The organism is Micrococcus sp. ACRRV (assembly GCF_022346985.1).
Taxonomy (GTDB): Bacteria; Actinomycetota; Actinomycetes; order Actinomycetales; family Micrococcaceae; genus Micrococcus; species Micrococcus porci.
The window spans coordinates 17642-38142 of sequence record NZ_JAKRNH010000007.1; the positions used below are offsets into that span (position 1 = coordinate 17642).

Below are 20501 nucleotides of genomic sequence, written 5' to 3' on the forward strand. Positions count from 1 at the left end.
CCATGAAGGGCATCATCCTCGCCGGCGGCACCGGCTCCCGCCTGTACCCCATCACGCACGGCATCTCCAAGCAGCTGGTGCCGGTGTACGACAAGCCGATGATCTACTACCCGTTGTCCACGCTGCTGCTGGCCGGGATCGACGAGATCCTGGTCATCACCACCCCGCACGACGCGGAGCAGTTCCAACGGCTCCTCGGTGACGGATCGCAGTTCGGCATCTCGCTGAGCTACGTGCAGCAGCCCTCCCCTGACGGTCTCGCCCAGGCGTTCATCCTCGGGGAGGAGCACATCGGCGACGACCACGTGGCTCTGGTCCTCGGCGACAACATCTTCTACGGACCCGGGATGGGGACGCAGCTGCGGCGCCACACCGAAGTGGACGGCGCGACCGTGTTCGGCTACTGGGTCGCGGACCCGACCGCCTACGGCGTCGTGGAGTTCGACGCCGACAGCAAGGCCGTCTCCCTCGAGGAGAAGCCGGCACAGCCGAAGTCCAACTTCGCCGTGCCCGGCCTCTACTTCTACGACAACGACGTTGTCGAGATCGCAAAGGCCCTGAAGCCCTCGGCACGCGGCGAGCTGGAGATCACCGACGTCAACCGCACCTACCTGGAGCGCGGCACCCTCAATGTGGAGGTGCTCCCCCGCGGCACCGCCTGGCTGGACACCGGCACGTTCAAGGACCTCAACGACGCCTCGAACTTCATCCGCACCATCGACTCCCGCCAGGGCCTCAAGGTGAGCGCCCCGGAGGAGGTCGCCTGGAGGCAGGGCTTCCTCACGGATGATGAGCTGCGGGAGCGCGCCGAGCCCCTCGTGAAGTCCGGGTATGGGCGATACCTGCTCGAACTTCTGGAGCGAGGCCGATGAGCATCCTGACCTTGGCTCGCCAGCTCAAGCACGCCGCATTCGTCGCGCACAAGCGGAACGAGAAGCGTGTAACCGACATCTGGGACGACTTGCTCCGTGTGCGTGCAGCTCATACCCACTACACGTTTGATGTTGATTCCCACAGAGATCGGTACGGGGAACTTCCGCGCCAGTATTTCCTGCACCGCTCCGCGCCCCAGGGGCCCTCCTCGAAAGAGGTACCGGACTTGCGTGTGTTCTGCTTTTGGACTGGTGACAATGACTTGCCCCCTGCCCGCGTTGAAGGGCTGGATGCCATGCGTCAAATGATCGGGGTTCCGGTGGAACTGATCACTCCGGAGAAACTACCTGCATGGGTCGTTGAGGGGCACCCTCTCCATCCCATGTATAGCCAGCTCTCTTACGTGCACCGTTCGGACTACCTCCGCGCCTATTTCATGGCTCACCACGGCGGAGGCTACTCAGACATCAAGCAGCCGACGCATTACTGGCGCACCGCCTGGACCCACTTCCAAGACCCGGAAGCCTGGGCTGTGGGGTACCCCGAGCGGTCATCGCGAGCCTGCGGCGGTGACGATCACACGCGGCTAGGCCAGGACATCCACCGAAACTTCCCACGTCTCATCGGCCTCGGAGCCTTTATCATGCGCCGCGGGACGCCATTTGCTCAGGAATGGCTGCGAGAGATAGATCGACGACTCGACTACTACGCGGGTGAACTAGAACAGCATCCGGGTGGCATCTGGGGCGAAGAGCCAGGCTATCCATTGCGGTGGGTGGAGATCGGGTCGGATGTCTTTCACCCGCTCCAGCTCAAGCACCTTTCTCATATCCGCCAGGATGGGGATGTCCTCCCCGAGCTGGCGTCCCACCGCTGATTCGGGACGCGGGCGCAGTCAAGTGCCTCGCACCGGTAGTCCAGAGCGACCGGGCTAGGTCTCTGACCCGCTCAGCAAAACGCGCCTCGGAGAACCGCTCCGCGTGCGCCTGCATCGCCGCGCGATCCCACTCCCGGGCTAGGACGCGCTCGATCCCTCCGGACACGGCGGCCACGCTCGGCTCGGCCACGAACACGCCGTTCACTCCGTCCACGATCGTGTCGAGGTAGCCACCGGCGTGCAGCGCCACGGTGGGGACCCCCCAGGCGCTGGCCTCCAGCGGTGTGATGCCGAAGTCCTCATGGCTCGCGGCGATCAACGCGGTCGCGTGGGCGTACGCCCAGCGCAGCTGCGCGTCGGTCAGGTCCTGGCCGAACACCACGTTCGGCCCGGCCATCGCCCGCAGGCGCGGCTCCTCCGGCCCCTTCCCGATCACCACCAGGTTCTGCCCGGTGCGCTCCGCAGCCTGGATGGCCGCGTCCACGTGCTTGTACGGCATCAGCCGGGCGACGGAGAGCAGGAAGCCCTCCTCTGCCATGCCCTCGGCACCGGGGATCGGCTCCTGCGGCCCGTCGGTGCTCACGGCATGCGGCGGGAACACCGTCTCCACCTCCAGCCCGTACACCTCGCGGATGCGGTCGCGCACCACCGTGGAGTTGGCCAGGTACTTCGTCCGCCGCTTCGCGGCTGCTCGATCCCAGGCCCGCAGCCCCGGCCGAAGGGCGCGGGCCACCCTCCCCTTGAACGACTTCTGCCCGCCCTCACCCAGGTAGTCCTCCAGCAGGTACACCCAGCGCGCCGGGGTGTGGCAGTAGACGAGCGTGTCCCCGTCGTACCGGAAGCCGTGCGCCCAGCCGGAGGTGGAGACCACAGCTAGGGGCTCCTTCAGGTGCATCGCGGACGACGCGAACGGCAGCAGCGGCAGGGCTCGCCGTGGGTCCTTGCGCAGCACGCCCACGCGGTTCAGTGGCGAGGTGACGATCGTCGCGTCCTTGAACTCGGGGAAGGTCCCCTCGGGGTCGTAGAACGTCGTGTAGATCGGCGCGTCCGGCCACATGCGGTGCAGGGCCAGGACCACGCGCTCGGCACCGCCCTTCTGCGTGAGGTAGTCGTGGGCGATCGCGACGGGTCCGGTCTCAGGCATGGGTCCTCCCTCAGAACGTGCGGCGGGCGCGCTCGGGATGCACGCGGCCGGCCTCGGCGGCGGCCTCCACCTGGAGCGCGATGAGCTTGCGGGCCACGGGCGCCGGCAGGACTGAGGCGGCGCGGTCGACGAGCCGAGAGGTGATGTCGAGGACCGGCTCCGTGGTCACAGCGGCGACGCCTCGTACTGCCAGGCCCCAGGCGCCACCCGGCGCCCGATCGCCCCCCAGCGGGTCAGATCCGTGTTTTCCGATGAATGTCTGCCGCGCAGATCCAGCATGCAACGCACGCTTCGCCTTGTTGTGCGTCGTCACGGCGGCGGCGTGATGTTTCGTGGCCAGCTGGGGCAGGATTCTCACCGGGTAGCCGGCGGCATGCAGGCGGTACCCGTAGTCGATGTCCTCGTAGCCGTAACGGCGGTAGTCGGCGTCGTACCCGCCGAGCTCCTCATGCAGGCTGCGCGGCACGGAGACGTTGCCGGCCCAATGGCGCCATTGCTGATCGGTGGGCAGGGCGTACGCGTGCTCGCGGTGAAGGACGTCCTGCGAGTCCCCATAGACGCGCTGATACGGCGTCGGCTCCAGAATGTTGAGGTAGAGGCCGATCACACCGCGCGGCCCGGCGTCGTGCGCGGCCACGTGGTCCCGGATGTAGTGGGGTCCGGGCTCCAGGTCGTCGTCCGCGCGGATGAGGATGCGGCCGGACGTCGCGTCGGCACCTGCGTTGAGCGCGGCGACCCGCCCGCGGTTCTCCTTGAACACCGTCCAGGTCAGCCGCAGGTGCGGGTGCTCGGCGGCGAGCCGCTTCAGCACCGGCGCGGACCCGTCCAGGTCCCCGTCCACGACCACGTGGACCTCGAACGGCGGGGCGTCCTCCTGCGCGGCGAGCGCGCCGATCAGCACGGGCAGACGCTGTGCTCCGCCCCGGCTGGGGACGATCACGGCGGCCTCGTAGGCGGTCTCGATCATGGCGTCCTCTCTCAGATCCCCAGGTCGTCCAGCAGCGCAGCGACGTGCGCGCGGCCGGCCTCCGGGGAGAACAGGTCCTGCCAGCGGGCGTGCTGGGCGGCGGCAATCGCCGTCAGATCCGCCCGGGCGGCCGTCTGCAGGGCGTGGGCCAACGCGCGGTCATCACCGGCGCGGAAGGTGAGCGGGTGGTCCGGGCCGACGACCTCCGGCAGCGCGCCAGCGTCCGAGACGACGACGGGCACCCCGGCGGCCATGGCCTCGGCGGCGACGAGGCCGAACACCTCGGCCCACTGCGAGGGCACCGCGAGGACGTCGATCGAGCCGAGGAACGCCGCGGTGTCCTGCCAGCCCAGGCGCTCGACGGTGGGGCCAGCGAGCCGGAACGCCTCCTCCACGGCACGGCGCTCGCGGTCCTTCACGAACCGAGCCTCTCCCGCCACGGAGAACGCGAAGCGACCCGGGGCGGCGGCGCGCAGCGACTGCGTCGCGCGAAGGAAGGTGACGATCCCCTTGTCCTCGGACAGCCTCCCGAGGAAGCCCACGCGAAGCGGCGCGCCGGGTTCGGCGGCGGTGCGGGCGGGCACGGCGGGTGCCGGCACCCAGTTGGGCAGCACCCGGGCCCCACGGATGCGGTCCGCCGCGAACCGGGAGGGCGCGAGGACCGCGAGCGCGCCGGGACGCGCCAGGGCGGAGAACACGCGCAGAAGCGGCTTCTCGGGCACCTGGTGCAGGTGCACGATCCGCCGGGCCCGCCCGGCGAGGGCGGTGGCGGGCAGCAGGCCGTTGCACCAGGCGACGTCGTCCCCGCCTCGGCCACGGTCCCAGGCCCGGAGAGCACGCATGTACGCCAGACGTCCGGGCCCACCCACGCGGACCACGTCGAAGCCGTCCGCGGCCAGGCGATCGGCAGCCTCGGCCGGGTGGGCCGGAGCGACGACGGCCACGTCCCGGCCCAGCTCGCGTAGCGCGGTGGCGATGTGGTGGAGCATCACCTCACCGCCGCCCACCTCACCCTGGTTGGCGGCGATCCAGACCCGGTGCTTCATGAAGGCCTCCTTCGGCGTCGTCCCGCGATCACGTCCAGCTCGGCGCGCGCGATCGCGGCCGCCATCACGGCGACGTCGTCCACGTGCGTCTCCCCCGTGCCCTCGGCGGCGGCGCGGCGCACCGCGTCGACCACGGCCTCGGGGGTGGGGTCGGAGAGCAGGCGCTCGGGCGGCAGGATCTCCCCGTTGCCGCCCACGTCCGTGGCGACGGCGGGCAGGCCCGCGGCCGCGGCGTCGAGCAGGGTGTAGCTGAGGTTCTCCCACGCGGAGAGCTGCACCAGCACGTCGTGCTCGGCCATGGCCCCCCACGGTTCCACGAAGCCGGGCAGGCCCACCGCATCCGCGACACCGAGCGCCTCGGCCTGGGCGCGCAGTTGCCCCTCCAAGGGGCCAGCGCCGGCCAGCGTCAACCGCGTCCCGGGGTCCCGCTCCAGCAGGGTGGGCAGCGCGGCGATCAGCCGGTCGAGGTTCTTCTCGGGCGCCAGCCGGGACAGGGAGAGGATCCGCAGCCCCTCCCCCGGTGTGCGCCGCTGCCCCGCGGCTGCGGACCGCACCGCGGACACATCCACCCCGTTGCGCACCACGGTGATGGGCGCCCCCGTGCCCCACTTGCGCCGGAGCACGTCCGCGGTGGACTGCGCCACCGCGATCACGAGGTCCGTGCCGCGCAGCCGGGCGCGGTGCGCGGCGTTCTTCACCCGGGCCGCCGCGGCGCGGTTGTACAGCCCGTCGTCCGGGGCGATCCCGTGCTCGGTGCTGAGCAGCGCCGGCGCACCGGCCCGCCGCCGGGCCCGCCCCGGGCCGAACGCGGCGAACGCCGCGAGGTCGGCGTAGGCCAGGTGCGTGTGGACCGCGGCCGGGCGCAGGGTGCGCACCGCCGTCCGGAGCGTCCGCACCGAGGCGGCCAGGCCGGCGTCGGGACCGACGTCCCCGGTGAACACCGCCGCACCCTGCTCGCGCAGGCGCTCGGCGAGCGGACCCTCGGGGCACAGCACCGCCAGACGCAGGCCGGGCAGGCCCACGCGCGCGACGTCGAGGACGTGCCGGGCCACGCCGCCGAGGTCGGCGACGGGCACCACCCAGAGCGTCAGCGGGGCCGGGGTGGTCGTCGATGCCTCGGGGATCACAGCCACTGCTCCAGGCGGTCCAGGGCCGTCCAGAAGCCCTCGCCGTTGTTGATGTGGCCCTGCCAGATCTCCGGGATGAAGCTCACCCCGGGGGCCAGGCGGTCCAGCTGCTCGCAGAGGCCCGGCCAGTCGACGTCGCCCTCGCCGATCTGCGGGCCCTCGCCGTCCACGCCCACGGCGTCCACGAGGTGCAGGTGGATGGCGTGCGGCGCCATCTTCTCCACGGCCTCGGAGAAGGGCACCCCCAGGAACGTCGCGGAGAGCTTGGAGTGGGAGATGTCCAGGCACAGCGGCACGCCGGTGGCCTCCACGAAGGCCACGGTGTCGTCCGGGTCCATGAAGAGGTTGTGGTACTGCTGGCCGCCCATCAGCCACGGGAACGGCGGCAGGGTCTGCGCGGCGATCCGGATCCCGCTCCAGTCCAGCCGCTGCAGGGCCTCGGCGATGCGGTCGTACTTGGCCTGGCGCTCCTCCGGGCGGATGTGCCGGTCCAGGGTGAACCCGCCCATGGTGATGACCATGATCGGGGACTCCTCCTTCGGGAACCAGCGCTTGAGGTCGCGGGTGATGTCGATGGTGCGCTGCACCTCGGCGATGGAACGCTCCCACACCTGCTCGTCCATGCTGGCCAGGTCCACCAGGAAGTCGCCGGCGAAGATGTCCGGCAGGTGGGTGGTGAAGCCCATCGGCATGGGCTCGGTGAACACCGTGTCGATGTCGATCTCCAGGTCCTTGTAGGAGAAGTGGAACTCCAGGAAGTCCGGGGTGCAGTCCTTCGTCAGGGCCGCGTAGTCGTGGTAACGCACGGGCAGGCCCCACGGCCGGCGGAACTCGAACTGACGCCCGGTGGGCACGGAGTCGGTGAGGTCGCCGGCGAAGAAGAAGTCGCCCTCCTCCAGGTCGCGGTGGAGGGTGCGGCCCACCAGCTGCGGCAGCTGGTTCGGCTGCAGCCCGCGACCCGGGGACTTCACGGTCACGTCCGCCTCCGCGACGACGTCGCCCGCCGTGAGCGGGCGGGCCGCCACGAGGGACTTGGCCAGGTTGATGCGGTTCATCGCCTCGCCCGTGGAGACCACGCGCTCGCCGGCGACGCCGATCGACTCCTCGATCTCACGGGTCTGGCGCACCATCTGCGCGAACTCGTCCGGCAGAAGCGAGACCTTGTGGTCGTTGCCCTCCAGGGAGCGGTCGATCGTGAAGTGCTTCTCGACGATCGAGGCGCCGCGGACCACGGCCGCCAGGGCCACATGGAACCCGCGCTCATGGCCCGAGTAGCCCACGGGGGCCTGCGCGATCTCCGCCAGACGGTCCAGGTACGCGAGGTTCACGTCCTTGTAGGGCGCCGGGTACGTGGACTGCGCGTGGAGCATGGCGAACGGCACGCCGTACGAGCGCACCAGCGCGGCCGACTCCCGGATCTCCTCCTCGCGGGACATGCCCGTGGAGAGGACCATCGGGATCCCGCGGAAGGCGGCGTCGCGCAGGAGGCCGTGGTTGGTGAGGTCCGCCGAGGCGATCTTCACGCCGTCCACCGGGTAGTCCGCGAGCACCTGCATGGAGGGCGCGTCCCACGGGGTGCACATCAAGGCGACGCCGGCGGCGCGGGTGTGATCGAAGACCTTCACCATGTCGTCCACGGACAGGGAGAACTTCGCCAGCTCGTCGAGCGTGCGCTGGGCGCCGAGGTCCTCCCCCGCGGTGGCGGCGCCGGACTGGCGGTAGAGCGCGTCCATGTCCCGCAGCTGGAACTTCACCGCGTCCGCACCCGCCTCGACGGCCAGGTCCACGAGCTCACGGGCCAGGTCCACGCTGCCCTGGTGGTTGTTGCCGATCTCCGCGATGAGGAACGCCGGGCGGCCCTCGCCGACGCGGTGGGAGCCGATGCGCAGCTCGGACTCGCGGTTGATGGCCAGAGCCGTCAGGCGGCCCCGCTCGTCCAGCAGCGGCAGGTGCAGGGCGCCCTCGGGCAGGGCCGCCAGCACCGACGACGGGGCGTCGCCCACCAGGCCCGTGGCCGGGGACGGGTTGGCGGCCGCGACGGCCGGGGAGTCCAGCGAGGCCCCCGGATGGGCCAGCAGCCAGCGGCGGACGTCACCGTCGGTCAGGGAGCCCTGCAGGAAGCCGTGGGTGTCCACCACGAACACGATGCGCTCGCGGTTATCCGTCATCTTCTGCAGGGCGACGGTCAGCGAGTCCTCGGGGAAGACGAGGTAGGGGGTGAGGTGGCGTTCGATGATCACAGGGCGCCTCCGGCGGTGCGGGTGAGGTCGGGACGGGTCTGCAGGAGCTTCTGCACGGCGAGGTACTGGTCCATCTGCTGCTCCGCGAGCGCGAAGTCCAGCTCGGTGTCGATGTCCACGCCCTCGAGGTCGTCCAGCTCCAGGAGGGCGATCCGTCCGCCGAGCCGGTTGTGGCGCTCGTCGTACACCCAGGGGGCGGTGACGTAGAGCGAGCCGTTCTCACGGAAACGCAGGTCCGCGCGGTCCATGTCCTGGCGGCGCTTGCGCCCGTCGACGTCGTAGTCGGCCACCGGGGCCGCGGCCGGGTCCGCGGCGTGGCGCCACAGGAACGGGGAGACGGGCACGACGCCGACCACCGAGTCCACGCCGGGCTCGCGGAACGCCGCCACGGCGCGGTCCAGGGTGCCGGGCAGGCGCAGCGGGCTGGTGGCCTGCAGCAGCATCACGGCCTCCGGCTCCACCCCGCGGGCACGCTCGGCGGCCAGCGCGTGCTCCACCACGGGCTCGGTGGGCGTGTCGTCCCGCGCCAACTCGGCCGGGCGCAGCGCGGGCACGTCCGCGCCGTACTTGCGGGCGACCTCGGCGATCTCCTCGGAGTCCGTGGAGACGACGACGTGCAGGTCCGCCTCGGCGTCGAGGGCGGCCTGGATGGTCCACGCCACCAGCGGGTGCCCGCCCAGCATGCGGATGTTCTTGCCGGGCAGGCCGCGGGAGCCGCCGCGGACGGGGATGACGCAGAGGATGCTCATGCGTGCTCCTTCCAGAGGTCGCGGGCGATCGCCGCGGCGGGGTCCGCCGTGGGCGCCACGAGGGCGGGGGTGGGCGTCGGGTCGGCGCCCGGCATCCAGCGAGTGATGCCGTAGCGGTCCCAGAACTCGACCAGCCACCGGGGCGGGTCCGGGTGCACGGCCCAGGCGGGCCGGCCGGTCTGCGCCGCCTCCAGGATGCCCGTGGAGAACACGGCGGCCACGGGGCCGGCGGTCTGCGTCAGGGGCGCGCCGGAGCGGTCCACCGCGATCCCCGCACCCTCCCACCGGGCGTGCTGGGCGCGGGAGAGCCGGTCCCGCTCGGCGGGATGGGGGCGGTAGACGGCGCCGGTGGTGCGGACGTACTGCTCCGCCGCGGCCGCAAACTGCGCGCGCGGCAGCTCGGCGCCGTGCAGCTGGCCCAGGAACAGGCCCGGGCCGGGGCCGGTCGATCCCGTTGCGGTCGGGTCCGCCGAGGCGGCTCCCCGGCGGGCGGCCTCCAGCAGGGCGGAGCCCACCGGGACGGCGCGCACGTCGGCGCGGCCCTGGGTCCACCAGTCGGCGTCCCGCGCGGTGAACGCGTAGAGCGTGGCGTCCCGGGGAACGGGCGGGGTGGAGACGGCCAGCAGGCCGTGCTGCACCACGTGCACGGACGCACCCCGCTCGTGCGCCCAGCGGACGGCCGCGCGCCCGGCCGGCAGGTACTCCCCCGCCACGAGCACGCGCTCCAGGCCGGCGAGCCGTGTCCCCACGGTGTCCGGGTCCGCGGCGTGCCCGGTCAGCTGCGCGGCGGCGGGCAGGTCCGGCAGCAGCGCCCCGGCGACGTCGGCCGGGACCACCCAGGCGACGCCCCCGAGGAGGCGGGTGCGGGCGGCGGCGTCGAGCCCGGTGCGGCCCTCCGCGAGGGCGCGCGTGGGCTCCACGAGGGCCGCGCGCTGGGTGGGGCCGGCGGACTCCACGGCGATCAGCGTGTGGACGTCCCCGGCCGGCAGGAGCAGGCGCAGGCCCGCGTCCGGCGCCTGGACCGCCCCGCGCGACCGGGCGACGCCGCCGCGGACGAGGTCGGCGGCACGCCGGGCCAGGGGCCACTGGGTGCGCTGCCAGCGGCGCCAGGCGTCCAGCTGCTCGGCCCGCCAGAACAGCGGCGGCTGCGCGACGGCGCGCGTCACGCCCACCACTCCTGGGCCATGCGCGCACGATGGGAGAAGGTGTGCTCCGCGTGGGAGCGGCGACGGCCGGCCGCGCGGATCCGGTCCCCCCACGCCGGCTCCGCGACGATGCGGCGCCCCAGCTCCACGAGGTGCTCGGTGTCCTCGAAGACGAGGACCTCCTCGCCGGGGACGTAGAACTCGGCGACGTCGGGCCGGTCCACCAGCTGGAGCCCGCCCATGCCCGGCACCTCGAAGGTCCGCATGGCGTGGCCGGCCTGGAGGCCGTGGATGTTGATGGCGCCGGCGGCGGCCGCCTGCACGGCGTAGGCCTCGGCCAGCGGGATGTCCCGCTCGGCCGGCAGGTCCGGACGGGACAGCTCCCAGGTGCGCAGCCGGTCCACCGGGTGGTGGCTCCACTGCCGACCGTACGCGCGCACGGGGACGCCCGCGGACGCCAGGGCTCTCAGCAGCTCCACGCGGTTGGGGTACCGGGAGCCGACGAAGACGAGCTCCTCCGTCCGGGGGACGGCGGGCAGCACCATCTCCGGGTCGAAGCCGTTGGGCATGTAGTGCGCGTCCACCCCCTGGGCTGCGAGGGACTCGGCCTCGGAGCGGGCGTAGCTCAGCACGGGGCCGATGCCGCGGAGGAAGTCCATCGAGTAGTCGTGCCGCGAGAGGTCGTCGTAGAGCCAGAGCATGCGGGGGAGCGCGCGCCCGGTGACCTCGTCCCAGAAGGCGTCCCCGAGCGAGTCGCCCTTGATGACGAGCACGCGGTCCGGCGCGGCCGCGCGGAGGGCGGCCACGGCGCGGTCCGTGTCCCAGGCGACCCGCGCCGCGGTGCGGTCCAGACCGGCCTTCTGCGGCAGCTCCAGCGCCAGCTTGTTGCGCAGCTTCATGCCCAGGTCCGCGTACGCGTCGTAGCAGTGCACGGTGACGTCGAAGCCCTGCGCGGCCCAGGCCGCGGCGATGGAGCGGTGGTAGCCGTGGAACGCCGGGGAGACCAGGAAGAGCCGCTCCGGGCGGCCGGAGACGGGGCGCTCCCCGCGGGCGGCGATCGTGTAGGTGCCGGCGCTCATCGTCGGGTGCCCTTCCAGATCAGGTCCCTCTCCGCCCGGAACACGGCATTCGCGTCCACGTCCGTGCCCCGGGTCTGGCGGACGCGGTTCACGGCCCAGTTCACGCCCGTGGCGGCGGTGAGGGCGCCCCTCAGCAGGCGCGGGCGGCCGAACTTCCGGGTGTAGCGGAAGCGGGAGTCGACGAGCCAGGCACGCCGGCGCAGCGGGTCCGAGGAGCCGTGGAGCCCGTGCACCACCCGCACGGAGGGCACCACCACGGAGGGGACGCCCCGCTCGCGCAGACGCCGCTGCAGGTCCACCTCCTCGGAGTTCATGAAGTACTCCTCGTCGAAGCCCCCGACCGCGCGGACCTCCGCCATCGGCAGGAGCATCACGGCGCCCATGACCCAGTCCACGGCCACCGGGGAGTCGGCCTCGGCGGCCCGCACATCGTGGCCCACGGCCTCGTGGAGGGCGGGCAGGTGGCGGAAGCGGGCCAGGGGGGTCAGCCACTCGACCGTCTGGTGCGTCACCGTGGGGAAGTGCCGGCCGGACCACTGCGGGGACCCGTCCTCGTTGACCACCTGGGGGCTCACGACGGCCGGCTGGTACGGGCGGGCGGCCTCCACGAGGGCGTCGATCTGCTCGCCCGTGATCTCGGCGTCCGAGTTCAGCACCAGCGCGAGCTCCGTGCGGACCTCGGCCAGGCCGGTGTTCACGTTGGCCCCGAAGCCCCCGTTCGCCTCGCGGCGCACCACCGTCAGCCCCTCACGGCCGGGCGCGGGCTGGGGGTACGGCTCCGGGGAGGCGTCGTCGGACACCACGACGCCGGCCACGCTGCGCCCGGGGGCGGCCAGGAGGGCATCGACCAGGGCGCGCGTGGGCTCCGGGTCGCCGTAGTGCGGGATGACCACGGTGACGGACGGGGCGATCCGTGAAGCAGGCATGGGACGACATTCCTCCGACGGGGACGGCTCGACGAGGCCGCTGATGCAGACCCTGCAGCCGCCCCTCAGTATAGGGACGAGGGCGGGGTGGAATCGGGCGTGGGGGGATGCCGTCGCCCTCGCTAGGCTGGCCGGAGCACCCGCCCGCACGAAGGAGCCTCCCGTGACCGATCCCCGCCGGGGTGACCGCGCCGTCCGCATCCCCGCCGGCGACGGCAGCACCACGGCCGCGGGCCTCGACGAGACCGGCGTGCGGACCCTCCTGGACGCGTGGCGGCGGTGCGGCGCCGAGGAGGTCGCGGCACCGGCCGAGGGCGCCGCCGCGTACCGGGAGGCGACGGGCTGGGACTGGTTCCACGAGAACCTCGTGCACTCCGCCACCACCGCGGCCATCACCGCCGGCGTCGGCCGCAGGCTCCTCTTCCACGGCGCCTGCCTGGCCGATCCCGGCACGGGCAGCGCCGTCGCGCTGGTCGCCGCCTCCGGCACCGGGAAGACCACCGCGACCCGCCGCCTCGGACCCCACTACGCCTACCTCACGGACGAGACCGTGATCGTCGCCCCGGACACCCTCGAGGTGACCCCCTTCCCCAAGCCGCTGTCCCTGCTCGGCCCCTCCGGCGTACGGCCGAAGACGCAGGTCTCCCCCGACGAGCTCGGCCTCGGCGACGCGGTCCCCGCCCGGCTGACCCGCCTTGCCGTCCTGGACCGGGTCCGGGACGGCGACGGACCCGTGACGGCGCGCGCCGAGACCATGAGCCTCGGCGACGCCCTGATCGAAGTGGTCCCCCAGACGTCGTCCCTGGCCCGGCTGCCCCGGGGTCTCCGGGAGCTGTGCCGGGTGATCGACCGGCTCGGCGGCGTCCAGCGCCTCGTCTACGCCGAGGCCGACGGGCTGCGCCCCGTGGTGGACGAGCTGCTCGCCGCCGCCCCCGAGCCCCTCGAGCCCGCCTGGGAGCCGCTGACCCCGGCCGAGCTCGCGGCGTCCCGGGAGACGGGCGACGCCGCGGCGGGAGCCGCGCGTCGCGAGGCCGTGGACGACGGGATCGTCACCGACGACGGTCGTCTCATCCTGCTCGCCGGCCCCCAGCTGGCCGCCCTGGAGGGGCTCGGACCGGTGGTGTGGCTGATGCTCGAGGAGCCGCTCACCAACGCGCAGATCGTGGAGCGCCTCGCGGCCGAGGGACCCGTGCCCGACGACGCCGCCGACCGGGTGGCCGACGCCGTCGCCGCCCTCGCCGAGTCAGGGCTCGTGCGGATCTGACCCTGGCGCGGCCGACGGCTCCCCCACCAGCGGGGGCGTGCGGCTCTCCTGGGCCGCCGGCCCGCCCCGACTCAGTGCCCGGACCAGTTCGACGGAGGCCAGACGGTGCTGAACACCCGGCCCACCACGTCCTCGTCCCGGACGAAGTGCGCGCAGTCCCCCGCCTGCTCCGCGGTGAGGCCGCGGCACTGGTACACGGAGTCCGCGGAGTTGGAGCGGTGGTCGCCCATGACCAGCATGGAGCGCTCCGGCACCGTCACCGGGCCGAAGCAGCGCGAGGACCTCGGGGTGGTGGTGCAGTCCAGCGTCCCGGGCACGAACGGCAGGTCCTCGTAGAGGTAGTCCTCCTCCAGCGGCGTGCCGCCGACGGTCACCGCGCCCTGCGAAGTGCAGCACTCCACCGTCTCCCCCGGCAGGCCGATGACGCGCTTGACCAGCGCGTTCTCGTGCGAGCGGCCGATGCCGGTGAGGTCGCCGAAGGTGCGCACGGCGCCCTCCACCGGGCCCTCCTCGCCCACCGTGTCCACACCCCAGGTCTCGTTGGCGTCGAACACCACGATGTCCTGGCGCTCCGCCACGCCGTCCGGGTACGCGGTGCGGTTCACCAGCATCCGGTCGCCGACCTGCAGGGTCTGCTCCATCGAGCCCGACGGCACCGAGTACACCTTGACCCAGAGCGCCTGCACCACGGACACCACCAGCAGCGCGACCGCCACGTTCAGAAGGACCGAGGCCCAGAACGGCAGCTGCACACGGCGACGCCGCCCGGGCGCCGCCGCCGAGGAGGCGGGGGCGGGGGCGGCGTCGTCGCGGACGGCCTCGTCACGGGCGGGGACGGCGTCCGGGATGTGCGCCATGGCTCAGGCGTCCCCGTCGAACAGGCTGGTGACGGAGCCGTCCTCGAAGACCTCGCGGATCGCGCGGGCGATCAACGGGGCGATCGAGAGCACGGTGAGGTTGTCGAAGCGCTTCTCGTCCGGGATGGGCAGGGTGTTGGTCACCACGACCTCGCGGGCCCCGGACTCCCCGAGGCGCTGGGCGGCCGGATCGGAGAACACCGCGTGGGTGGCCGCGATGATGACGTCCTTGGCGCCGGCCTCCTTGAGGATCCGCACGGCGCCCGCGATCGTGCCGCCGGTGTCGATCATGTCGTCGATGAGCACGCAGACGCGGCCCTCGACGTCGCCGACGACGGTCTTGGACTCGGCCTTGTTCGGCACGGTCAGGTCGCGGGACTTGTGCACGAAGCCCAGCGGCACGCCGCCGAGGCGGTCCGCCCACTGCTCGGCCACGCGCACGCGGCCGGTGTCCGGGGAGACGACCGTGACCTTCTCGCCCTCGACCTGGCCGCGGATGTGGTCCGCGAGCAGCGGGATGGCGAAGAGGTGGTCCACGGGTCCGTCGAAGAAGCCCTGGATCTGCGCGGTGTGCAGGTCCACGGACATGATGCGGGACGCGCCGGCGGTCTTGTACAGGTCCGCCACGAGGCGGGCCGAGATCGGCTCGCGGCCGCGGCCCTTCTTGTCCTGACGGGCGTACGGGTAGAACGGGGAGACGACGGTGATCCGGCGGGCGGAGGCGCGCTTCATGGAGTCCACCATGATGAGCTGCTCCATGAGGTGGTTGTTCAGCGGCGCCGGGTGGGACTGGATGACGAACACGTCCTTGCCGCGCACCGACTCCCCCGAGCGCACGTAGATCTCGCCGTTGGCGAAGTCGTACGCGCTCATGGGCAGCAGCTCGGTGCCCAGGGCCTCCGCGATCTCCTGCGCGAGCCCGGGATGTGCCCGGCCCGCGGCCAGCACCAGTCGCTTGTCCTCGCTGCGGCTCAGCTCCGTCATGACGTCCCCTGTCCTCGGTCCTGCTCGGTCATTCCCCGTGCGCCTGCGGCCACGGTTCGGCGCACCCCATCCTAGGCCCGCGTCAGTCCTGCGCGGCCTCCGTGGCCTGGTCGCGACCCACGGCGCCGGCCGCCTGCGCGGCCTCGGCCGAGGCGGTGCCGGCGCGGCGGGAGACGACCCAGCCGTCCACGTTCCGCTGGTCCACGGCGTTCAGGGCCAGGGCGCCGGCGGGCACGTCCTGGCGCACGGTGGCCGCGGCGCCCGTGTAGGCGCCGTCACCCACGGTCACCGGGGCGATGAACACCGTGTTGGAGCCGGTGCGCACGTGGGAGCCGATCACGGTGCGGTGCTTGTCCACGCCGTCGTAGTTGGCGGTGATGTTGCCGCAGCCGATGTTGGTGTACTCGCCGATCTCCGCGTCGCCGGCGTAGCCCAGGTGGGAGAGCTTGGCGCCCCGGCCGATGGTGACCTTCTTGGTCTCGTAGAACGCGCCGATCTTGCCCTCCTCGCCGAGCACGGTGCCCGGGCGCAGGTAGGTGAACGGGCCCACGGTGGCGTCGTCGCCGATCACGGCCTCCGTGGCGTCCGTCCGCTTGACGGTGGCGCGCTCGCCCACCCGCGTGTCCACCAGGGTGGAGTCCGGGCCGACGACGGCGCCCGTGGCCACCGTGGTGGAGCCGTGGAGCTGCGTGCCCGGCTTGAGGGTGACGTCCGCGGCGAGCTCCACGGTGACGTCCACCCAGGTGGAGGACGGGTCGACGACGGTGACGCCGTCCTTCATCCAGCGGCGCAGCACACGCTCGTTCAGCTGGCGGCCCAGGTCGGAGAGCTGGCGGCGGTCGTTGGCGCCCTCGACCTCCCAGACGTCGTCCGTGCCCACGGAGGCGACGCGGCCGCCCTCGGCGCGGGCCATGCCCAGCACGTCGGTCAGGTACTTCTCGCCCTGCACGTTCTCCGTGGAGAGCTGCGGGAGGGTGCGGCGCAGGAGGGCGGCGTCGAAGGCGTAGATGCCGGAGTTGACCTCCGCGATCTCCACGTAGGAGGAGTCCCCGGTGGCCTCGGCGTGGGCCAGGGCGTCCTTGTGCTCCATGATGCGCTCCACGAGGCCGTCGGCGTCGCGGACGATGCGACCGTAGCCCGTGGCGTCCGCGAGCGTGGCGGTGAGCACGGTGACGGCGTTGCCGTCCGCCTCATGCGCGGCCACCAGGCGCTGCAGGGTCTCCGGGGTGAGCAGCGGGACGTCGCCGTAGGTCACCACCACGGTGCCCTCGAGGTCCTCCGGCAGGGCCGCCAGGCCCAGCTCCACCGCGCGGCCGGTGCCCGGGACCTCGTCCTGATCCGCGATCGCGAGGCCCGTGACGCCCAGGTCGGCGGCGGCCTCCTCGATGTGCGCGGCCACCCGGTCCCGCTCGTGGCGCACCACGGCCACCAGGTGCTCCGGCGCCAGCGACTGCGCGGCGGCCAGCGCGTGGCCCACCAGGGAACGCCCGCCGATCGCGTGCATGATCTTCGGCGTCGCGGACTTCATGCGCGTGCCCTGGCCCGCGGCCAGCACGATCACGGCGGAGGGACGGACGGCGGTCTGCGGCATGGGGTGCTCCTGACGGGGTGGCTGGCGGGGGCGTGCCGCCCGGAGGAGCCGGGCGGGCGGGGCGTTCCGCCCCTAGGACTCGAACCTAGACTGCACGGCTCCAAAGGCCGGCGTGCTGCCATTACACCAGGGCGGAGGGTCCGTCCACGCCTCGGGCGGGACGACGTCCCATTGTCCCACAGGCCCCGCCGAGGGCCGGGCCCGTCAATAGGCGCCGTCGGCCGCCAGGACGGCCTTGACCGTGCGGCCCAGGATGACGAGGTCGCCGAGGACGGACCAGTTCTCCACGTAGTAGAGGTCCAGGCGCACGGCGTCCTCCCAGGACAGGTCCGACCGTCCCGAGACCTGCCACAGGCCCGTGATGCCGGGCTGGACGAGGAACCGCCGGTGCACGTACTGGCCGTACTGCTCCACCTCGTGGGGCAGGTGCGGGCGCGGGCCCACCAGGGACATGTCCCCGCGCAGCACGTTCACCAGCTGGGGCAGCTCGTCGATCGACGTGCGGCGGATGAACCTGCCGACCCGGGTGATCCGCGGGTCGTCCTTCATCTTGAAGAGGACGTCCTCCTCGCCGCGGTCGGACATCAGCTGCTGCTTGATCTCCTCGGCGTCCACCACCATCGAGCGGAACTTGAGCATGGTGAAGTGCTCGCCGCGCAGGCCCACGCGCTCCTGGCGGAACAGCACCGGGCCGCCGTCGGTGGCCTTCACCGCGATGGCCACGGCCAGCAGCAGCGGCGAGATCACCAGCATGCCGAGGCCCGAGGCGACGACGTCGAAGGACCGCTTGACGAACGCCTTGCCGCGGGAGAGGCGCGGGGTGGAGAGGTGCAGCAGCGGAAGTCCCGCAAGCGGCTGCGTGTGCAGGCGCGGACCCGCCACGTCCACGAGCGCCGGGGCCATGATCAGGGAGATCCCCCGCTCCTGGAGGTCCCAGCCCAGGCGGCGGACGTCGTCGGGCACGAAGGGGTGCCCGGAGGTGATGACCACGGCCTCGATGTCCATCTCACGCACCTGGGCGACGAGCTCGTCCACCCCGTCCACCTCCGTGGTCACGGGGATGGGCAGCCAGCCCTCGTCCCGAGCCCGGTACCCCGGCAGCACGGCCGCGATGGGCTTGTAGCCGGCGCCGGCCTCGGAGTCGAGGGTGTCGTGCACGTACTTGACGGCCTGGGGACCGCCCACCAGGAGCAGGCGCCGACGCATGGCGCCGCGATGCCGGCCGCGCGCCACCCAGCCGCGGATGAGGAACCGCCCCAGCATCAGGAGGAGCAGGCCGATGGGCAATGCGAGGGCGACGTAGCCGCGCGCCACCTCGAACGCGAACGCGTACGCGAGGATGGCGATCATGCCGAACAGGTAGAGGGTGCCGCGGAGGACGCGCTTGTACTCCTCCGCGCCGATGCCCAGGATCCGGATGTCCCGCGACCCGTCCACGCCCAGGGCGACGACCCAGGACGCGCTCAGCACCGCCCCCACCAGGAGGTAGTTCACGCTCTCCGCACCCGGAACGGCCGCGTTGCGGGCGGTGCCGAAGCGCAGCTCGGAGGAGAGGAACGCGGCCAGCACCACGGCGACGACGTCCGCGAGCAGCACGAGGCGGGGCAGGCCGCGCTCCCACGGTGCGCCCAGGACACGGGCGTGGACGGAGGAGCCCCCCCGGCCCGTCGGGCTCGTCGTCACGGCACCGGACGTCATGCGTGTCCCTTCAAGCTCTCGACAGGCTCACTGAGCCTGGTCATTCAGGAAGGATACAGATGGGGCAGGGTCAAATGAACGATCACGCATCCAGTTCGGCGGCCTCGAGCCACTGCTCCTCGAGGTCCTCCAGCTCGGCGTCCACGGCCGTGAGCTCCGCCGTGGCCGCGCCGAGCTCGTCGTACTTCTGCTCCTGGCCCAGCTCGGCCATCCGCGCCTCGATCCCCCCGCGGGACTCGCGCAGCCGCTGCATCTGCCGCTCCAGCCGGGCCATGTCCTTGCGGGCCTGGCGGCGCTCCGCCTCGGACACCTCCGGGATGTCCACCACCATGCCCGCGCAGGTGCCCTGGGCGTCCCCGCGCCCACGGGAGGAGCCGGGCGCGGGGGCCGCTCCCCCGGCGTCGTCCATGAGGGCGCGCAGCTCCAGGTACTGGTCCACGCCGCCGGGCAGGTCGCGCACCCTGCCGTCGCCGAGCAGGGCCACCTGGTGGTCCGTGACGCGCTCGAGGAGGTAGCGGTCGTGGGAGACGACGACGAGCGTGCCCGGCCAGCCGTCCAGCACGTCCTCGACCGCGGCGAGGGTGTCCGTGTCGAGGTCATTGGTGGGCTCGTCCAGCATGAGCACGTTCGGCTCGCCGACGAGCAGGCGCAGCAGCTGCAGACGGCGACGCTCGCCACCCGAGAGCTCGGACACGGCGGTCCACTGGCGGGTGGGGCCGAAGCCCAGCATCTCCAGCAGCTGGCCCGGGGACATCTCCCGGTCCCCCACCTGGAATGCGGAGCCCTCGCGGGCCATGACCTCCGCCACGCGCAGGTCGGCCACCTCGTCCAGCTCCTTCACGTCCTGCGTCAGGGTCGCGGAGACCACGGTCTTGCCGCGCTTCATGCGGCCGGAGTCCGGCTGCAGGCGACCGTCGAGCAGGCGCAGCAGCGTGGACTTGCCGGCGCCGTTGACGCCGACCACGCCGAGCCGCTCGCCGGGGGCCAGGCGAAGGGTGACGTCGTCGAGGATCGTCCGGCCCCCCAGGGTGAGGGTGACGTCCTCGAGGTCGATGACGTCCTTGCCGAGCCGCGCGGTGGCGGTCTTGGCCAGGGAGACGGTGTCCCGGGGCTCGGGGACGTCCCCGATGATCGCATTGGCCGCCTCGATGCGGAACTTGGGCTTGGACGTGCGGGCGGGCGCACCGCGGCGGAGCCAGGCCAGCTCCTTCTTCATGAGCTGCTGGCGCTTCTGCTCGGTGACCTGCGCCTGACGCGCGCGCTCGGCGCGGGCCAGGATCCAGGCCGCGTAGCCGCCGTCGAACGGGTCCACGGTGGCGTCGTGCACCTCCCACGTGCGCGTGCACACGGCGTCGAGGAACCAGCGGTCGTGGGTGACCACGACGAGGCCGCCGTCGTTCGGCCGCCACCGGGCGTTCAGATGACCGGCCAGCCAGGCCACGCCCTCCACGTCCAGGTGGTTGGTGGGCTCGTCGAGGAACAGGACGTCGTCGTCCCCGGCGAGCAGGCGGGCCAGGGCCACGCGGCGGCGCTGGCCCCCCGAGAGCCCCTCGACCCTCTGCTCCAGGTCCATGCCCGCGAGCAGACCGCCCAGGACGTCGCGGATCCTGGCGTCCGAGGCCCAGACGTGGTCCTCCACGTCCCCGACGACGGCGCGGCGCACCGAGTCCTCCGGGTCGAGGACGTCGCGCTGGTCCAGCACGCCCACGTGGACGCCGCCGCGGCGGGTGACGCGGCCGGTGTCCGGCTCCTGCAGTCCGGCGAGGATGCGCATCAGGGTGGACTTGCCGTCGCCGTTGCGGCCCACCAGGCCGATCCGGTCCCCCTCGTCCACGCCGAGCGAGAGCCCGTCGAGGACGGTGCGGGTGCCGAAGGAGATGCCGATGTTCTCGGCGCCGAGCAGGTGGGCCATGGGGTGGGGGTCCTTCCGGGAC

Annotated in this window: 17 protein-coding genes and 1 tRNA gene; 3 read left to right on the forward strand and 15 right to left on the reverse strand. The window is 72.8% G+C overall.

The window, feature by feature from the left end:
* The first annotated feature begins 2 nt into the window (after positions 1–2).
* The gene (rfbA, locus tag MHY29_RS01625; RefSeq protein WP_239238035.1) at positions 3–872 is read left to right on the forward strand and encodes a glucose-1-phosphate thymidylyltransferase RfbA; all 870 of its coding nucleotides are present in this window, start codon (positions 3–5) and stop codon (positions 870–872) included.
* A complete protein-coding gene (locus MHY29_RS01630; protein WP_239238036.1) occupies positions 869–1750 on the forward strand; it encodes a hypothetical protein in 882 nt (293 codons plus the stop codon). Before rfbA ends, MHY29_RS01630 begins: the two co-directional genes overlap by 4 nt.
* Here the strand turns inward: MHY29_RS01630 and MHY29_RS01635 are convergent.
* The 9 genes from MHY29_RS01635 to MHY29_RS01675 are packed head-to-tail and all read right to left on the reverse strand — an operon-like array spanning position 1686 to position 12173.
* Complete coding sequence (locus MHY29_RS01635; RefSeq protein WP_239238037.1) at positions 1686–2894, reverse strand: glycosyltransferase; 1209 nt, start codon at positions 2892–2894, stop codon at positions 1686–1688. The genes MHY29_RS01630 and MHY29_RS01635 overlap by 65 nt on opposite strands.
* Positions 2895–2904: 10 nt before the next feature.
* Positions 2905–3861: a glycosyltransferase family 2 protein gene (locus MHY29_RS01640; RefSeq protein WP_239238038.1), complete on the reverse strand. Its 957-nt coding sequence runs from the start codon at positions 3859–3861 to the stop codon at positions 2905–2907.
* A gap of 11 nt (positions 3862–3872) precedes the next feature.
* Entirely contained in the window at positions 3873–4907 is a 1035-nt protein-coding gene (locus MHY29_RS01645) for a glycosyltransferase (protein WP_239238039.1), read from the reverse strand.
* Positions 4904–6040 (reverse strand): glycosyltransferase, encoded by a 1137-nt coding sequence (locus tag MHY29_RS01650; protein ID WP_239238040.1) that lies wholly within the window; start codon positions 6038–6040, stop codon positions 4904–4906. Before MHY29_RS01650 ends, MHY29_RS01645 begins: the two co-directional genes overlap by 4 nt.
* Entirely contained in the window at positions 6031–8274 is a 2244-nt protein-coding gene (locus MHY29_RS01655) for an N-acetylneuraminate synthase family protein (protein WP_239238041.1), read from the reverse strand. Before MHY29_RS01655 ends, MHY29_RS01650 begins: the two co-directional genes overlap by 10 nt.
* Entirely contained in the window at positions 8271–9023 is a 753-nt protein-coding gene (locus MHY29_RS01660; RefSeq protein ID WP_224355468.1) for a cytidylyltransferase domain-containing protein, read from the reverse strand. Before MHY29_RS01660 ends, MHY29_RS01655 begins: the two co-directional genes overlap by 4 nt.
* Positions 9020–10189: an RNA-binding protein gene (locus tag MHY29_RS01665; protein ID WP_224355469.1), complete on the reverse strand. Its 1170-nt coding sequence runs from the start codon at positions 10187–10189 to the stop codon at positions 9020–9022. Before MHY29_RS01665 ends, MHY29_RS01660 begins: the two co-directional genes overlap by 4 nt.
* Positions 10186–11247 (reverse strand): glycosyltransferase, encoded by a 1062-nt coding sequence (locus MHY29_RS01670; protein WP_224355470.1) that lies wholly within the window; start codon positions 11245–11247, stop codon positions 10186–10188. The genes MHY29_RS01665 and MHY29_RS01670 overlap by 4 nt, the downstream gene beginning before the upstream one ends.
* Positions 11244–12173, reverse strand: coding sequence for a glycosyltransferase family 2 protein (locus MHY29_RS01675; RefSeq protein ID WP_239238042.1), 930 nt, complete (start codon positions 12171–12173; stop codon positions 11244–11246). Before MHY29_RS01675 ends, MHY29_RS01670 begins: the two co-directional genes overlap by 4 nt.
* Positions 12174–12336: 163 nt before the next feature.
* On the opposite strand from MHY29_RS01675, the gene MHY29_RS01680 reads away from it, so the two are divergent.
* Entirely contained in the window at positions 12337–13437 is a 1101-nt protein-coding gene (locus MHY29_RS01680; protein ID WP_239238043.1) for a PqqD family peptide modification chaperone, read from the forward strand.
* 71 nt (positions 13438–13508) lie between these two features.
* Here the strand turns inward: MHY29_RS01680 and lepB are convergent, their stop codons facing one another.
* From lepB to MHY29_RS01710, 6 genes are all read right to left on the reverse strand, one after another.
* On the reverse strand, positions 13509–14294 hold the full coding sequence (lepB, locus tag MHY29_RS01685) for a signal peptidase I (protein WP_239238044.1): 786 nt from the start codon (positions 14292–14294) through the stop codon (positions 13509–13511).
* A gap of 3 nt (positions 14295–14297) precedes the next feature.
* Entirely contained in the window at positions 14298–15278 is a 981-nt protein-coding gene (locus tag MHY29_RS01690) for a ribose-phosphate diphosphokinase (RefSeq protein ID WP_239238045.1), read from the reverse strand.
* A gap of 82 nt (positions 15279–15360) precedes the next feature.
* The gene (glmU, locus tag MHY29_RS01695) at positions 15361–16869 is read right to left on the reverse strand and encodes a bifunctional UDP-N-acetylglucosamine diphosphorylase/glucosamine-1-phosphate N-acetyltransferase GlmU (protein ID WP_239238046.1); all 1509 of its coding nucleotides are present in this window, start codon (positions 16867–16869) and stop codon (positions 15361–15363) included.
* A 64-nt stretch (positions 16870–16933) separates the two neighbouring features.
* Positions 16934–17005, reverse strand: a tRNA-Gln gene (locus tag MHY29_RS01700).
* A gap of 68 nt (positions 17006–17073) precedes the next feature.
* On the reverse strand, positions 17074–18567 hold the full coding sequence (locus tag MHY29_RS01705; protein WP_239238047.1) for a sugar transferase: 1494 nt from the start codon (positions 18565–18567) through the stop codon (positions 17074–17076).
* A gap of 82 nt (positions 18568–18649) precedes the next feature.
* Entirely contained in the window at positions 18650–20479 is a 1830-nt protein-coding gene (locus tag MHY29_RS01710) for an ABC-F family ATP-binding cassette domain-containing protein (RefSeq protein ID WP_239238048.1), read from the reverse strand.
* Between the last annotated feature and the right edge of the window lie 22 nt (positions 20480–20501).

Bases quoted from the DNA above. Each gene is read 5' to 3' on its own strand.
- MHY29_RS01660 (WP_224355468.1), bottom strand. From the start codon at position 9,023: ATGAGCATCCTCTGCGTCATCCCCGTCCGCGGCGGCTCCCGCGGCCTG.
- MHY29_RS01640 (WP_239238038.1), bottom strand. From the start codon at position 3,861: ATGATCGAGACCGCCTACGAGGCCGCCGTGATCGTCCCCAGCCGGGGC.
- MHY29_RS01630 (WP_239238036.1), top strand. From the start codon at position 869: ATGAGCATCCTGACCTTGGCTCGCCAGCTCAAGCACGCCGCATTCGTC.
- MHY29_RS01705 (WP_239238047.1), bottom strand. From the start codon at position 18,567: ATGACGTCCGGTGCCGTGACGACGAGCCCGACGGGCCGGGGGGGCTCC.
- lepB (WP_239238044.1), bottom strand. From the start codon at position 14,294: ATGGCGCACATCCCGGACGCCGTCCCCGCCCGTGACGAGGCCGTCCGC.
- MHY29_RS01690 (WP_239238045.1), bottom strand. From the start codon at position 15,278: ATGACGGAGCTGAGCCGCAGCGAGGACAAGCGACTGGTGCTGGCCGCG.
- MHY29_RS01710 (WP_239238048.1), bottom strand. From the start codon at position 20,479: ATGGCCCACCTGCTCGGCGCCGAGAACATCGGCATCTCCTTCGGCACC.
- glmU (WP_239238046.1), bottom strand. From the start codon at position 16,869: ATGCCGCAGACCGCCGTCCGTCCCTCCGCCGTGATCGTGCTGGCCGCG.
- MHY29_RS01635 (WP_239238037.1), bottom strand. From the start codon at position 2,894: ATGCCTGAGACCGGACCCGTCGCGATCGCCCACGACTACCTCACGCAG.
- MHY29_RS01670 (WP_224355470.1), bottom strand. From the start codon at position 11,247: ATGAGCGCCGGCACCTACACGATCGCCGCCCGCGGGGAGCGCCCCGTC.
- rfbA (WP_239238035.1), top strand. From the start codon at position 3: ATGAAGGGCATCATCCTCGCCGGCGGCACCGGCTCCCGCCTGTACCCC.
- MHY29_RS01645 (WP_239238039.1), bottom strand. From the start codon at position 4,907: ATGAAGCACCGGGTCTGGATCGCCGCCAACCAGGGTGAGGTGGGCGGC.
- MHY29_RS01675 (WP_239238042.1), bottom strand. From the start codon at position 12,173: ATGCCTGCTTCACGGATCGCCCCGTCCGTCACCGTGGTCATCCCGCAC.